We start from the raw sequence: 13003 nt of genomic DNA on the forward strand, positions 1-13003 counted from the left end.
GCCCTGCCGGGGCTGTCAAATCGCCACATCACCTGCGCCGCCGCTTTGGCGCGCGCCTCGGGCCGCTGGCCTGAGTCTGCTGCCCCTTTCCGTCTACTGCTGATCGCTGCATCTGCCTGACCGGGCGCTGCCATTGTGGCTGCGCCAGGGCAGCGGCTTGCCGGCGTATTCGCGGCCGTTTGCCGCGCGCGGTATTGCGCGGCGTTTCTGCACTGGGCCTGCCCGTGCTGCTGTGAGGTGTCATGAAAATCATCAAGGTGTTGTTCTCTTTGCTGTTGCTGCTGGCCACCGGCGCGTGGTTCGGCCTGATCGGCAACTTCGGCTTTCTGGCTACGCGCAGCGTGGTGGAAAGCCAGCTGCACGATAGCGACAGCGGCTATCTGTGGCTGCACGCGCTGCAGGGCGCGCCGGCTGCCGTATGCGTGCTGCTGCTGGCGCTGGTGCTGGCCGCGCTCTGGCACAAGGAAATCATCGCCCTGCTCAAGCAAGATCAAGGAGAAAAATGATGCGTACCCGTACCCCGCTCGTTGTTGCCACACTGGCCACCTTGCTGGCCGGCTGCAGCCACTATGCCAAAAACGAAATCGAAACCGTCGAGCCCAATGAAACCGCCTTCCTGATCCCGCTGCGCGGCGACAGCAAGCAGCAAACGCAAACCAACTCGATCGAATATCTGGAAAAGAACAAGATCCAGGCCAAGACGGTGGAGATTCCGCACCAGCTGGTGCGCCTGTGCGATTCAACCTTTCAGGCGGCAGACTGCCTGCGCGATGTGGCCATGTACCGCTTGATCAAGGTCTCGCGCACCCCCGTCAGCCGCGAATGGACCAAGGATCCGGGCACCGGCTCCAACCCGGCCGACGATGCGCTGCACGTCGAATCGGTGGAAAGCATCGGCTTTTACATGGGCGCCAGCGTGACCGCCCACGTCGCCGACGAAAACGCCGCGCGCTTCCAGTATTACTTTGCCGGCCAGCCGCTCAGCCACATCATCGACGACCAGGTGCGCAAATTCATCCTCACCCGGCTGTCCGAAAAAACCGGCGCCATGAAGCTGGACGAAATCCGCGCCACCCGCGCCAGCATGTTCAAGGGCATCCGCGATGAAACGGTGGCGCACTTTGCCGCCATGGGCGTCACCATCGACAACCTGGGTTACACCGATGGCATGAGCTACGAAAACAAGCAGATCCAGCAAGCCATCGACAAGCAGTTTGAAGCCTCTGCGCTGGCCGAAACCGCCCGCCAGCAAGCCCGCGCCGCCGAGGAATTCGCCAAGGCCCAGGCCGCCACCACCGCCATGGTCGATCTGGAACTGAAAAAGAAACTGGTCGATGCCCAGGTGGAAATGATGCACAAATTCAACGGCCAACTGCCCACCACGCTGGTGATCGGCGGCAACAGCGGCGAAGGCTTCGCCGGCGCGCTCACCGGCGCGATGCTGGGGAATCGCAAGTAGGGGGCAACGCCGCCACAAAAAGCCGCCGCCACACGCGCAGGGTGCAATAAGCCCGGCGAATTGCGCCGCAAGAAACACCAATGCACCCCGCGCAAACATCTGGGGCCACAGCCCCCTCAACCCCGCCGGGCAGGCAACACCCGCAATATCACCCGGCGGGCCAGCCCGCCTGCGCAGGCCAGCGGCACCCCCACCATCAACAAGGTACTCGGCGAACCGATCTCGAGGCCGAGTGATGTGCACGCCGCGCTCATCGCACCCCGACGCTGGTCGTGCAGGCAATCGAGCCACATGAACAAGCCGGTGACGACCGTGGACACCAGCAAGAAAGCCAGCCACTCCCCACCCGCCAGCGTGGGGTTGCGCTCCCAGTAGTACACGCACGCCGGCAACAACAGCCACAAGGTCATGCCCGGCGTGATCGCGTCCGCCCCATTGGGCGCCAGCGGCCATGGCGTGCCCAGCACCAACGCGGCAACCACGGCTGCCGCCAGCAGATTGGCCACGACCGTGCGCCAGTCGCGGCGCCATTGTTTCATTCCACCCCCTGCGCGCTTGTGCGCCATGCACCGTTGCCCGGCTCAATGCCCGGCAACAAACAAACCGGCAGCGGCCCGTCCAACGGCCGCCAGCGCCGTGCCTGCCAGAAAAGACCACACAAACAAACCCGCCCCCGCCCCGGCCAGATCAACCGGGCCAACAAACTGCTGCACCAGCCACTGCATCAAGCAGCTGGCCAGCGCAAAGGCCAATCCCACAAGGTAGGGCATATGGGCAACATCCTTGCGCAGCATCAGCACGATGGCCACGGCAGCCAGCAGCGGCGATGCCCCCATCAGGCACATGACCAGCCAGCCTGCATGCAATCCCAGCCACGGCGTAGCGATGCTGCAGAAAAACAGGCATTGCGGCAGCAGCATGATGGCGCCCCCTGCCAGCCAGGCCTTTGCAACTGTCAATTGACTCAATGCGAACCGGTTGTTCATGCGATCCGCTACGCCCCAGCTTCGGAGCGCACAAAGATCCAGCCCTGATGCGCAGGCAGCCTGCCGATGGGGGCCATGGTGTGTTGCAAGACGATGTCTTGCTGCATGATCTGCGGGCACGCCGCCATGACCTCGGTAATGGCGATATCCACCACCTCGTGATCATCCGGCTCTGGCGCTCGGGCCAGATAAACATGGATAGCCAGCGTGTGCCCGTCGCACGCATAGGCAATCGCGCGCACACCCTCCCGAACAGCCCCGAGAAAGGCAGTAAACAGAATCAGCCTGAAGCCTGCATCATTCATCGCCACCCCCTGGCCGGGTGCGTGCTGCGCCTTTCACTCCCTGGCAAGATAACTCCTTGCATTACTTACCCCAAATTGATTAAAACAATAACATCAAACCCGGAACAAGGTCGCCCCATGCTCCGCCTGCTGCTCGCCAGTCTTGCCGCGCTGCTCATCTCCGGCTGCGCCACCAACCTCAGCGCCGTGTCCACCTTTGGCAACAGCACCGAAGCGCTGGCCACGCAATCGGGCGAGATGCTGCAGCACTACGCCGCCTTTTGCGACGAAGTGGTGGGCCATGTCGAGCAGGAAAACCGCATCCTGCAGCTGACCCGGCTGTACTGGGCTGCCCAGCCCGCCAGCACCGCCAAGACCGACGCGCTGCGCACGCTGGACGAAGCCGACGAGGCCTTCTCCCCCCATGCCGATACTGCGGCCGGCCGGCAGCAATGCGAGCAAGACCGCGTGCGGCTGGCCAGGGCGCAGGTGTTTGCCCAGGCACTGCAGCACTATGCCAGCGCGCTGGGTGCGGTCGCCTCCGATCAGTTCGTCACCTACAACGCCAGGTTTGATGACCTGGGCAACCACCTGCGCGGCACCCCGCTGCTGGCCGGTGAAACACCGGCGCAAATCAACGCGCAGGTCGAGGCCGTGCAGGGCCTTACCCGGCTGGTCTACGACATGGCGGTGCGGCATTACCGGCAAACGCAACTGGCCAGCGCGCTGGGCGACGAACAGGAACAACGCATTGCGCTGCTGCTGGGCCAGCTCCAGGCCATCACGCAGTCCTACCAGCAATCACTCACCACCGCCGCGCTGCAGACCAGGATCACCGCCTCGTTCAACCGGCGTTTGCTGCACCTCGGCACCCTCCCCGAGCCACTGGCCGTGGCCGAGCAAACACGCGCGCTCGAGGTCCGGCAAAAAGATCTTGAGCAACGCGCCGCCGCGCTCGGCAAGCTGCTGGCCGCGCTCGAGCAACTGCCGCCCGCCTTCACCCAGGCGCGCGACGCCGTGCAGCACCCCGACCGCAAGGACATCGCCAAAGAAGTGCTGGATTTTGGCAAGGCGGTGTACAAGCTGCAGCGCCAGATCGGCGATGCATTCTGAGCGCCTGCCATGCACCCTCGGGCAGCCGTGATCAATCAACCGGCAAGGCCGGGTTCCGGCCCGCTGTGCCAGTGAAACAGCGGCACGCCCCCTTCGATCCCGCGCCCCCCGCCCTCGCCGCCGCGAGGGGGCCTCGCTCTGCTCGCCAGCGGCACGCAGCAGCTTGCAAACCACCCGTCACCTTCACGGAGCCAACTCATGCCCACCATCAGCGTGCAAATCGACGCCGCCGAAAAACTCGCGCTGCGCAGCCAGGCCCTCGCGCTGCTGGCCGACATGTCCGACTGGCTGGTGGCGCATGAAAACGACGATGGCGACGATTACTTCGCCCGCGCCAAGCTCTGCAACCAGATGATCCGCCAGCTCAAAGACTGGGAAAGCCAGACGCTGCAAATCGTCACCACCGACCACCAGGCCGGCGCCGCCGTGGACGGCATCAACCGCGCCACCGACGCGCTCACCCAGGCCCAAGCCCGCATCGACAACATCGGCGCGCAGATCGACGTCTTTGCCGGCTTTCTCGACCTGATGGGCGCCATCGCCGGCGGCAACCCGTCCAGCATCGTCAAAAGCAGCGCAGCGGTCTACAAGGCGGCGATGGCGGTCAAGCCGGTCTGAGCGCAAGGCGGTACAGTGCTGTCATTCATGCGCCATCAAGCCCTGCAGGGTGCAATGTGCATTGCGCCGCATTGAACACACCCAATCCCGCACCGCCGGCCAACACCGCTTGCCGCCCCTTTGGAGCACCCCTCCCGACACGTCAAACACAGTGCCCACCTTATTTACAAAGGTGTCTTTGATTTGAAGTCTGGCAGGCCCTACACTGGCGTTCTCTTGCGGGCCAGCCCCGCAACATGGTCTGCATGTCGTTGTTGATCAACGCTTTTTGAGTGCCCGGTTCCCGGCCAGGCCGCTGAGTTCGCGCACTACGCCGTCTTCATTCCGCAACTCAAGCAAGGAGGAATTGGAAATGCATTACTTCACAACTTCCGGTCAATCACATGCAAATACACATTTTTAGAGGGCCAGGCCGCATCTTCGGTTTTACAAGCCATGCGGCGGGCGAGAATCTCCCGCAGAAATACGCCCCCTGGACCGCCTTCAAGGCCATCGAACTGCGCCGAGGGGAAACCACACCCGGCGTCGACGCCGACGAATGCCTGGACGACATCCAGACCTATGGCGTGCACATCACGGATGCCCACGCACGCATCACCGAGGAGGCAATACGATAAGAGCCGCGAACAAAACCCTGCTGGCGGCGTTACGCGCACTTGCCGTACGCCTTGTACTGTCTGCGTTTCGCGTGCCTTGCCAGCACCGCTTCACTGGGTTTTGTTGGCGGCTCTAAAGCGGGGCCAAGGCAAGCCAGCCGCGCACGCTCAGTCGCACTGGCAAGCCACGGCCTGACGCTGTAATCAGGAGGACGCCACCCGGCAAGCCGGGTGGCGTCCTCTCATCTCAGCTGCCGGATGTGTGCTGCTTCGATCTTTGCGGCGCTTCGCCCAGCAGCCAGCAGGGCGCGCAATACGCAACGCGCATTGCGCCGCACGAAACAACACCTACATACAGCACCGCCCACCGCAAAGACCCGCTGACCGCGCTACGCTTGTTGCATCGGGCTGCTCAACGCCGCCAGCCGTGCAGCAGTGGCATCCCATAATCTGTGCCTAATAGCGAGCGCGTGCGCGTCGTCGGCATAGCCGCTGTCTTCAACGACAGGAGCCAATGCGGCGCCGACCTCGGCCCAGCCGGGCGTTTCGCGCATCAGCAAAAAGATCAGCCCCTGGTGACGAATGCTGAACGAGCCCTCGATTTCCTCGCGGCATTCAAACACCATATCGCCAGCGATAATCCACTGATTGAATTCATCGTAGCGGTACAAGAACTCGACTTTGCCCCGGGCAATCAAATTGACCAGCGCCGGCATGATTGCCAAGTATGATGCCTTGCTCATCGGGGCCTCACGATATGGGGCGGTAAAAACGCTGGCATCATTCTGCAATGCCGCAGCGAACGCCCACAAGCTTGCATCCCAAACTGCACAAGGAGCGCGGATTGAAACCCGCCTGGACCTGTTTTGCCACCGGCGCAGCCGGCACGCTGAGCGCACTGGTGCTGGCGGCGCTCGGCCACGCGCAATATGCAGATTATCGCGCCCGGGCCGAGAGCGGCGGCATGCTGCTCCAGCTGGCTCCGCTGCAACAGCAGATTGCCGCCCGCGCCATGGCCAGCAAATCATTTTCTGGCGTGGGCAAAGGCCTGAATACGGCACTGCATGATCTATCCTTGCCGGCCGCCCTGCAGGTGCAGGACAACGGCACGCTGCTGGCCTGGGGCCGGCACCAGCAATTGATCGTGTTGTTGCCACAGTTCGATGCAGCAGGCCACGTCGTCTGGACCTGCGCGGGCGGGTCTGCCAGCGATGTGCCGGCAGCCTGCCGCACACCCGCAACACCCAACCCCTGATCCAGCTCATTCACCCCCACACCCCGCAACATGACGCGCCTGCATCAATTTGCCCTCGCCCTCACCATGCTGCTGTTGCTGGCCGCTGCCACGCCCGGCGTGCTGTGGCTGTATGCCGGCCGTGGCTTGTCCGACGTGCCGGACAGCGTGCACGATGAAGTCGCCACTGCCGTGCGCGGTGCGTTCTTCAGGCAGGCATTTGTCAACGACTATATCGAAGAAGACCTGCTACCGCAGGCCAAGCGGGTCAAGGCCAAACCGCTGGCCGACCGGCTGCTGTTCGACCGCGAAATCCTCAAGCGCTTTGCGCTGGACAACTACGTTGCCGTCTACTTCCTCGAAGATGTCGTCGGCACCGATGACGCAGCCCTGTACGCGCACCTGCGCGCCTACCAGCTCAGCGACGCATACGACGCACTGCCCTTGCAGCAACGCCAGCGGGTAGACAACTGGACAGACCTGCTGTCCGAGCAGACCACGCCACGTGCGCTCGAGATTCGCCACGCGCCCACACCCCCTGCATCAGCCCCGAAATGAGCTCAAACAACACCATGGCCGCGCTGGAAATCGCGCGCAGCAGCGGGGACGCAGGAGCGTAGGGTGCAATGAGCAAGGCGAATTGCACCGACGTAATCGCCCCCCATACCGCGCCACCCACCGCAAACCCGCGATGCAATGCACCACGCTGATTGCACCCTGCGCGGCTGCGCCAGCGGGGTGCCAGATGCATGCGGCGCATCTCCTGTGGCGTGGCAGTCAGGCATGCTGGCGCGCCACGCCCGCGCGGGCTTGGTGACGATCAGAAAGCGTAACGCTGGATCGGCACGGTAATGCCGCCCGGCAGAATCAATTGCCCGCTGGTCGCGCTGGAGAACTGCACGATCACCGCGCCAGCGTTCGCATTGGTCACCACCGGCGAGGCATACAGGCCGCCCAGCGTCTGGCCCTTGCCATACAGGCTGAGCGCGCCCTGATACGCATTGGCGGCCACCAGTGCATTCTGCGTGATATACCAGTTGGGCTTGCCGCCCTCGTCATACAGATAGGCGGCAATGAAGGCGGTGCCGCCCTGCACTTCGATGAAATAGCCGCGGCCCCCTTCGTTCGGGTTCCACCACCAGCCGGTTTGCGGATTGCCTGCCACCGGCGGCTGCGCCAGACCATCGCTGACGATGGGGAAGCGTTCGATATTGGTCGTCTGCGTGACGAAATTGCTGCTTTCGAACTTGAGCGTGGCCTTGCGATCAGACAGGGGCATCAGCGTGACCTTGCCGGCGTTGCTGGGGCCGATTGGCGCCCTCCAGCTGCCTTGCAGCGTTTGCCCACCCTGGTAGTACTGCAGATCGCCGGTGTAAAAACCGGTGGCGGGGTCGGGCAGCAGCCAGGACACATACCATACCGGGCTGCCGGCGCTGTCATACATGAAACCGGCAAAGTAGAGCTTGCCGTCGGCATTGCTTTCCAGCGAATAGCCCCGGCCGCCTTCGCTCGGGCTCCACCACCAGCCCGTTTCCGGCTTGATCCGCGTCGGGGCGGCGGTATCGCTGCCCGGGGTGGTCAGGACGGCATAGAGGCCATCCGAGAATTCGTTGGCCGTGCTGGTGGCGGCAAACACATTGTAGGTTGTACCCGGTTGCAGGCCGGACAGCACATAGTTGGTCGGCGTGTTGGCCTTCAGCGGCCCGTAGCCGCGCAAGGGGCTGGGCGTCCATGCGGCATCGGCACCCTGCAATACCTGCATCACGCTCGGGATGGCGGCGCTGGCAGGCAATACCAGCCAGTGGGCCTCGCTGTCCTTGTCGGCCGAGATCGTCAGCACGGCATTGCTGCTGCGCACCGCATCCACTTTGATTTTCTGCAGCTTGATGGTGGGGGTCAACGGCGCCGAGGTTTTGAAATCGAGGCCGACGCCGTTGGAGGTCTGGCCAGCCGCATTCTGGGCTACCAGATAGAAGCTGTACGGCGTATTGGGGGTCAGGTCTGTCACCACGAACTGGGTCGTTGCGCCTGCGGTCATTTTGGCGCTGCCGCGCACGGCAAAGGCCTTGCCGCTGGCATCGATGCCGCTGACCACCTGGGTTTTGCTCGGCTGGGCGCTGCCGCCTGGCACGACCACCCAATAGCCGGTGGCTGCGGTATCGGAGACCGCAGTCACGAAGATGCCATAGGCCCCGAGCAGGCTGGTGTCGAGCTTGGACAGCACAGGCGCCGGTGCAGTAGCGGAATACGACAGATCAGTCAGGAAGTACACGCCGACCAGGGTGCATGATGGCGGATAGCTGTATGAGGGGAACAACAAGGTGCCGATTTTCGAACCGTATTGGTATGTGGCGCCGGTTGCATCGAGGGTGAATGACGTTCGCCCGGTGTACAGCGCCAGGCACAGCGGGTCGGTCTGGAAAATCGCACGCTGGAGCGAATCGCTGAAAAACGACTGGGTTTCGTAGCTCAGCAGGGCCGAATAGCTGCCCGCCGTGACCGATGACGATGCCGTGTACGCGCCAGCCACCTCGCAGGTGGTGCCGGACTGGAACAGAATCTGCCCATCGCTGAAACCCAGCCCCGAATTCATCGACAACACCGCCGCCGACGATCTGGCAAACTCGAAACAGAACTTGGTCTTCAGCATGATATTGCTGTTGGCCAGCTGATAGAAGTTCGCGGCAATCCGCGTGGCGGTGACCGAATAAGTACTGGCAGCGGCCGTCCAGCCCGTGCACAGCAGCATCAGGGTAAACAACAGTCCGCGAAGTCGTTGCATGGTCATGCGCTTTACTCGTTGTGGTCGGCCTGTACGGCATGGTGATCGAAAAGGTGGCTGCGATCGTCCGCGTGCAACCGAGACCGGCCCGCCGCAGCAGAAATCACCCGCTTGCCCCACCTGCCCCGGGCAGACCATGAGGCCCGGCCTGGTGCCGGCGCGGCATGATTTAACCGCGGCTCAATATTTTGTAAGCAAACTTGGTGAAGTTTGCAGGATTATGCAAGACAAATGCGGGCTTGTCAGCTTTCTGAGACAATTTGCGGCCACCAGCCAGCGGGATACCGGGCACGTGGCAGGCTTGGCGCAGACTGCGCCTGCCCGCAAGCACGACGGCCTGTGTGCCGGGTGCACAACCGCCTGCCGCCGGGATGAAACGCATCGTCAACGCGCCAGCCTGCGGGGCTGGCCAATCGCAGGCCAATCGCGCCACAACACGCCCCATACAGCGCCACCCGGCATCAGACGGGATGCAGCCATGCCACGACATCTGCTTGTAGCAAGACACGCATTTTTTGCGTTGGTGTTCACGCTGGTCGCTGCGGCAAATATCTATCTGTACCGCATGGGCCAGCTGCAGCGCCTGAACGACGGCATCACCATGGGCTTGGGACTGGTGGAACTGATGATCTGTGCAGGGCTGTTGCCCTTGTTGCTGGCCACCCTCTGCCTGCGGCCGGAACGCGCCTGGCTGATTGCCATCGGCACGGCCAGCGCAGTGCTGCCATTCCTGATCCATTAGGGCCTGTTAACACTTATTTCGCGCTTGCGCTGGGCCGCAAAGAGGTCAGCTACAAGGCACGCAACGCAGGCAATAACCGGTTATTGCCAAGGCACGTAACGCCGTAGATGACGGCAGCCCAGCCCTGCGGGTTCGGGGTATTTCGGGCGGTTCGCTGCGTTGCAAACCGCTTGCGGTACCCGTACCGCGGCGCGTTCTGCGCCTTGCGCTCCATCCCGAACTACCCCGAACGCAAGCGTGAAATAAGTGTTAACAGGCCCTAGCGCGCTGCGTGGCGTAGCCGCGCCGGGTGCAATGCGCAAAGCGAATGGCGCCGCAGGGACAACGTTCGTATATACAGCAGCACCCACCGCAAACACACGATGCAATGCGCTGCGCCTGGAGCGGCTGACAAAACCCCGTGGAACGGTGCTGGCAAGGCGTGCGGAACGCAGCCAGTACAAGACGTACGGCAAGTGAGTGCAACGCAGCCAGCAGGGTTTTGTCAGCGGCGCTTATTGCATCCTGCCGCCGCTGTTTACCGACAAGGTGGTGGTTGAGATGCTGCGCAGCGCGCAATGCGCATTGCGCCACATCACACTTGCCCGACCCATAAAGCACACACCACCGCGTGTAATTTAATACGGACCGGCCGCACGGAAATGCGCCACCGTGCCCGCCGTGAACATGCCCGGCTTGCGCAGCACCAGCTCACGCTCGGCCTGGTGCAGCTGGCCATCCAGCGTGGCGTACACCTCGTCGCGGTAGCGCTGCGCCGTCTGCTTGCCGCGCGCCATGATGCTGCGCAGCCGCTCCACCCCGCCATGCGCGCTGCGGCGAGTGCCATCGCCGCCCAGCCACATCAGCACCGCCTGCGCGGCAGCCGCCTCGCCGTGCGGTATTTCCAGCAGGCCAGCCAGCCACTGCGCCGCAGCAGCCCGCTCGAAAAACCCTGCCCGCGCCAACAGCAAGCCCGCGCCCAGCTGCGGAAAATCGTCGCGCTCCAGCTGCGCCAGCAACTGCGCCGCCTGGCCGTGCAGCTCGTGCCCATCCAGCTCGCCCGGCACCGGCTTGCCGCCCGTGCGCGCCCGCAGCAGCGCCAGCACCGAATCGCCATAGCCCGAGCGGCTCACACACTCCAGCGCCCACGCCACCGCCCTGATCACACCACTGAACTGCATCTGTCCCTTCCCCTTTCTGCCTATCGCCCGATTTACCCACCACGACACCAGCGCCCGGCACCCTCTGTGCCGCACGCCGCTTGACCACGACGCGTAGAAACCACGCCCGGTACGGCTCCCGCACACAACCGGTGCAATGCGCTGCGCTTATTGCACCCTACGGCGCAGCACCATCAAACCACCACACGTAGGGCGCAATGAGCAAAGCGAATTGCGCCGTACACACTCACACCCACACCCACACCCAAACTCACACCAAGCCACACAAGAGCACACGCAAGCGTGTAATTAACTCAACCGGCCTGCTCTACGCCCGCAGCGCGTAGGGCGCAATGAGCCCGGCGAATTGCGCCGCACACACCCACACCCACACCCACACCCACACCCACACCCACACTCAAACTCACACCAAGACACACAAAAGCACACGCAAGCGTGTAATTAGCTCAATCGGCCTGCTCTACGCCTGCAGCGCGTAGGGCGCAATGAGCCCGGCGAATTGCGCCGCACACCTGCCCAGAGAAACACACAAAAGCGTGTAATTAAATCAATCAACCTGCCCCACACTCGCAACATCACCCGGCGTACGCCCCTTGCGCCGCCAATCGGCCCACCAGCACCACGCACCGGCCAGCAACAAGCCCGCCTTGATCACCAGCAAGATCAGCAAACCCCACCACAACAGCACCGTAAACATCACGGCGTGGCCGCCACATCGCGCCACCACGCCTGCCAGCCTGCGGCCACCTGATACAGCTCGGCGCAGCGGGCGTAGTTGTCGGCCACCGTTGCCATCAGCTCGCCATCGCTGACGCCGGCAGCGGCAGGGGCTTGAGCATCGGCAACGGTTGCAACAGGCGTGCCGGTGGCCGGGGCAGCAGTGGCGACGGCTGCGGCGGCACGGTCGTGCAAGCGGCGAGCAGCAGCAGGCAGCTGCACGGCAACATGATTTTGCGCATAGGTTTTTACCTCCTCGGCCAGCTGCGCCTGCAGGCGGGCGCGCGCCACATCCTGCCCCGCCAGCGTTTGCGCATGCGCAGCCAGCAATGATTGATAACGGTTTTCCTGCGCCAGCCGCACTTCACGCGCCGCCAGCGCCTCGGCCCGCGCCGCCTGATCGCGCTGCGCAAACCCGCTGCGATACCCGGCCGCAAACAAGGCGAGCACCAGCAGCAACACCGCCCCGCCCGCCAGCAACGCCCGCGTCAACGCCCCGGCAGGCCACACCGCCTGCCAGCCGGCCAGCAGCACGCTTAACACGACGCCACCTCGCGGCGCAGCTGCGCAATGCCCGGCCAGATCGCCGCTACCGCCGGCCGCAAGCGCTTGCCCGCCGCCAGGCGCGGCAACAACACCACCCCGCCCCGGTTCAACGCCCCCCGCTCGGCCACCCCCACCGCCGCACCATATTGCACACGACCACGGCAGGGCGTGAAATTGAATACCAGCTTCATTCCACCTCCATTCACATAGAAAGCCACTGCGGCCAGGCGTTACCGGCAAGCATTCTCGGGCAAAAACCCGCCTGCCTGCCGCGCTGCGCCTGACTGCGCCGGACTGCGCAGTAGCATTACATCAGCGGTACCAGCATATCTTATTACACACAAAAATGTGCAATTTGTGGTGTTACGGGGTTGGGGACGGGCCGTACGCAGCGCCTGCCAGACCGCCAGCCACAAAAAACCCCGCCGGGGCGGGGTTGCATGGATTTTGGGGGCAGGTCTTGCAACCCAACAATTCAAATTGAAATCACTTTGGTGCGCACGATGCCACGGCAAGACGGATTCTCATGGCGGCGAGAAATGTATGTGCAAGACCTGATCCCGCAATCTTGCCGTTCGATACCTTGATGTGATGCCAGATCATGGGGTTGTTTTCCCTGAGAGGGGCGATGACCCATTATCATCGAAGCCCCGCAGTGCACCTACCCACCCACCCCCAATATTTGCAAACACAGACAGATTGACGCTACCGCGCGCCCGGTTCAAGCTGGCGGGCCTGCACGCCCCGCCGCCCCCATCGCTCCGGA

At 63.4% G+C, this 13003-nt stretch carries 17 protein-coding genes; 8 read left to right on the forward strand and 9 right to left on the reverse strand.

Annotation, left to right across the window (positions count from 1 at the left end):
- Positions 1-242: 242 nt before the first annotated feature.
- Both B9A19_RS13890 and B9A19_RS13895 read left to right on the forward strand, forming a co-directional pair.
- Positions 243-506, forward strand: a complete 264-nt coding sequence (locus tag B9A19_RS13890; protein WP_084091407.1) for a hypothetical protein — start codon at positions 243-245, stop codon at positions 504-506.
- Positions 503-1459, forward strand: coding sequence for an SPFH domain-containing protein (locus B9A19_RS13895; RefSeq protein ID WP_176216941.1), 957 nt, complete (start codon positions 503-505; stop codon positions 1457-1459). The genes B9A19_RS13890 and B9A19_RS13895 overlap by 4 nt, the downstream gene beginning before the upstream one ends.
- A gap of 116 nt (positions 1460-1575) precedes the next feature.
- Here B9A19_RS13895 and B9A19_RS13900 read toward each other — a convergent pair whose 3' ends face one another.
- The 3 genes from B9A19_RS13900 to B9A19_RS13910 are packed head-to-tail and all read right to left on the reverse strand — an operon-like array spanning position 1576 to position 2750.
- On the reverse strand, positions 1576-1998 hold the full coding sequence (locus B9A19_RS13900) for a hypothetical protein (protein WP_084091409.1): 423 nt from the start codon (positions 1996-1998) through the stop codon (positions 1576-1578).
- A gap of 42 nt (positions 1999-2040) precedes the next feature.
- The gene (locus B9A19_RS13905) at positions 2041-2418 is read right to left on the reverse strand and encodes a hypothetical protein (RefSeq protein WP_084091410.1); all 378 of its coding nucleotides are present in this window, start codon (positions 2416-2418) and stop codon (positions 2041-2043) included.
- 35 nt (positions 2419-2453) lie between these two features.
- Positions 2454-2750 carry a MafI2 family immunity protein gene (locus tag B9A19_RS13910; RefSeq protein ID WP_084091411.1) on the reverse strand — a complete coding sequence of 99 codons (297 nt, stop codon included), beginning with the start codon at positions 2748-2750 and terminating at the stop codon, positions 2454-2456.
- 117 nt (positions 2751-2867) lie between these two features.
- Between B9A19_RS13910 and B9A19_RS13915 the strand changes: the two genes are divergently transcribed.
- The 3 genes from B9A19_RS13915 to B9A19_RS13925 all read left to right on the forward strand — a co-directional run bounded on the left by B9A19_RS13915 (position 2868) and on the right by B9A19_RS13925 (position 5077).
- On the forward strand, positions 2868-3842 hold the full coding sequence (locus B9A19_RS13915; RefSeq protein WP_084091412.1) for a hypothetical protein: 975 nt from the start codon (positions 2868-2870) through the stop codon (positions 3840-3842).
- A gap of 198 nt (positions 3843-4040) precedes the next feature.
- Entirely contained in the window at positions 4041-4460 is a 420-nt protein-coding gene (locus tag B9A19_RS13920; RefSeq protein ID WP_084091413.1) for a hypothetical protein, read from the forward strand.
- 383 nt (positions 4461-4843) lie between these two features.
- A complete protein-coding gene (locus B9A19_RS13925) occupies positions 4844-5077 on the forward strand; it encodes a hypothetical protein (RefSeq protein WP_084091414.1) in 234 nt (77 codons plus the stop codon).
- 368 nt (positions 5078-5445) lie between these two features.
- On the opposite strand, the gene B9A19_RS13930 is transcribed toward B9A19_RS13925, so the two are convergent.
- On the reverse strand, positions 5446-5847 hold the full coding sequence (locus B9A19_RS13930) for a hypothetical protein (RefSeq protein ID WP_139798845.1): 402 nt from the start codon (positions 5845-5847) through the stop codon (positions 5446-5448).
- Between the two features lie 53 nt (positions 5848-5900).
- Between B9A19_RS13930 and B9A19_RS13935 the strand changes: the two genes are divergently transcribed.
- Positions 5901-6311 (forward strand): hypothetical protein, encoded by a 411-nt coding sequence (locus B9A19_RS13935; RefSeq protein ID WP_139798846.1) that lies wholly within the window; start codon positions 5901-5903, stop codon positions 6309-6311.
- A gap of 30 nt (positions 6312-6341) precedes the next feature.
- Positions 6342-6848 carry a hypothetical protein gene (locus B9A19_RS13940; protein WP_084091417.1) on the forward strand — a complete coding sequence of 169 codons (507 nt, stop codon included), beginning with the start codon at positions 6342-6344 and terminating at the stop codon, positions 6846-6848.
- 262 nt (positions 6849-7110) lie between these two features.
- Here B9A19_RS13940 and B9A19_RS13945 read toward each other — a convergent pair whose 3' ends face one another.
- Positions 7111-9072, reverse strand: coding sequence for a fibronectin type III domain-containing protein (locus B9A19_RS13945; protein WP_139798847.1), 1962 nt, complete (start codon positions 9070-9072; stop codon positions 7111-7113).
- A 478-nt stretch (positions 9073-9550) separates the two neighbouring features.
- Between B9A19_RS13945 and B9A19_RS13955 the strand changes: the two genes are divergently transcribed.
- Positions 9551-9814, forward strand: coding sequence for a hypothetical protein (locus B9A19_RS13955; RefSeq protein WP_139798848.1), 264 nt, complete (start codon positions 9551-9553; stop codon positions 9812-9814).
- A gap of 617 nt (positions 9815-10431) precedes the next feature.
- Here the strand turns inward: B9A19_RS13955 and B9A19_RS13960 are convergent.
- The 4 genes from B9A19_RS13960 to B9A19_RS13970 all read right to left on the reverse strand — a co-directional run bounded on the left by B9A19_RS13960 (position 10432) and on the right by B9A19_RS13970 (position 12428).
- The gene (locus tag B9A19_RS13960; protein WP_084091421.1) at positions 10432-10974 is read right to left on the reverse strand and encodes a hypothetical protein; all 543 of its coding nucleotides are present in this window, start codon (positions 10972-10974) and stop codon (positions 10432-10434) included.
- Between the two features lie 547 nt (positions 10975-11521).
- Positions 11522-11671 (reverse strand): hypothetical protein, encoded by a 150-nt coding sequence (locus tag B9A19_RS22620; RefSeq protein ID WP_176216942.1) that lies wholly within the window; start codon positions 11669-11671, stop codon positions 11522-11524.
- On the reverse strand, positions 11671-12234 hold the full coding sequence (locus tag B9A19_RS13965) for a hypothetical protein (protein WP_139798849.1): 564 nt from the start codon (positions 12232-12234) through the stop codon (positions 11671-11673). The genes B9A19_RS22620 and B9A19_RS13965 overlap by 1 nt, the downstream gene beginning before the upstream one ends.
- On the reverse strand, positions 12228-12428 hold the full coding sequence (locus B9A19_RS13970) for a hypothetical protein (RefSeq protein WP_084091423.1): 201 nt from the start codon (positions 12426-12428) through the stop codon (positions 12228-12230). The genes B9A19_RS13965 and B9A19_RS13970 overlap by 7 nt, the downstream gene beginning before the upstream one ends.
- Between the last annotated feature and the right edge of the window lie 575 nt (positions 12429-13003).

The sequence above is a fragment of the Andreprevotia lacus DSM 23236 genome (assembly GCF_900176275.1).
Taxonomy (GTDB): domain Bacteria; phylum Pseudomonadota; class Gammaproteobacteria; order Burkholderiales; family Chitinibacteraceae; genus Andreprevotia; species Andreprevotia lacus.

What these genes read in the sequence shown, in the direction of transcription:
- B9A19_RS13890 (WP_084091407.1), top strand. Translation starts at nt 243, where the DNA reads ATGAAAATCATCAAGGTGTTGTTCTCTTTGCTGTTGCTGCTGGCCACC.
- B9A19_RS13895 (WP_176216941.1), top strand. Translation starts at nt 503, where the DNA reads ATGATGCGTACCCGTACCCCGCTCGTTGTTGCCACACTGGCCACCTTG.
- B9A19_RS13900 (WP_084091409.1), bottom strand. Translation starts at nt 1,998, where the DNA reads ATGAAACAATGGCGCCGCGACTGGCGCACGGTCGTGGCCAATCTGCTG.
- B9A19_RS13910 (WP_084091411.1), bottom strand. Translation starts at nt 2,750, where the DNA reads ATGAATGATGCAGGCTTCAGGCTGATTCTGTTTACTGCCTTTCTCGGG.
- B9A19_RS13915 (WP_084091412.1), top strand. Translation starts at nt 2,868, where the DNA reads ATGCTCCGCCTGCTGCTCGCCAGTCTTGCCGCGCTGCTCATCTCCGGC.
- B9A19_RS13920 (WP_084091413.1), top strand. Translation starts at nt 4,041, where the DNA reads ATGCCCACCATCAGCGTGCAAATCGACGCCGCCGAAAAACTCGCGCTG.
- B9A19_RS13925 (WP_084091414.1), top strand. Translation starts at nt 4,844, where the DNA reads ATGCAAATACACATTTTTAGAGGGCCAGGCCGCATCTTCGGTTTTACA.
- B9A19_RS13940 (WP_084091417.1), top strand. Translation starts at nt 6,342, where the DNA reads ATGACGCGCCTGCATCAATTTGCCCTCGCCCTCACCATGCTGCTGTTG.
- B9A19_RS13945 (WP_139798847.1), bottom strand. Translation starts at nt 9,072, where the DNA reads ATGCAACGACTTCGCGGACTGTTGTTTACCCTGATGCTGCTGTGCACG.
- B9A19_RS13955 (WP_139798848.1), top strand. Translation starts at nt 9,551, where the DNA reads ATGCCACGACATCTGCTTGTAGCAAGACACGCATTTTTTGCGTTGGTG.
- B9A19_RS13960 (WP_084091421.1), bottom strand. Translation starts at nt 10,974, where the DNA reads ATGCAGTTCAGTGGTGTGATCAGGGCGGTGGCGTGGGCGCTGGAGTGT.
- B9A19_RS22620 (WP_176216942.1), bottom strand. Translation starts at nt 11,671, where the DNA reads ATGTTTACGGTGCTGTTGTGGTGGGGTTTGCTGATCTTGCTGGTGATC.
- B9A19_RS13970 (WP_084091423.1), bottom strand. Translation starts at nt 12,428, where the DNA reads ATGAAGCTGGTATTCAATTTCACGCCCTGCCGTGGTCGTGTGCAATAT.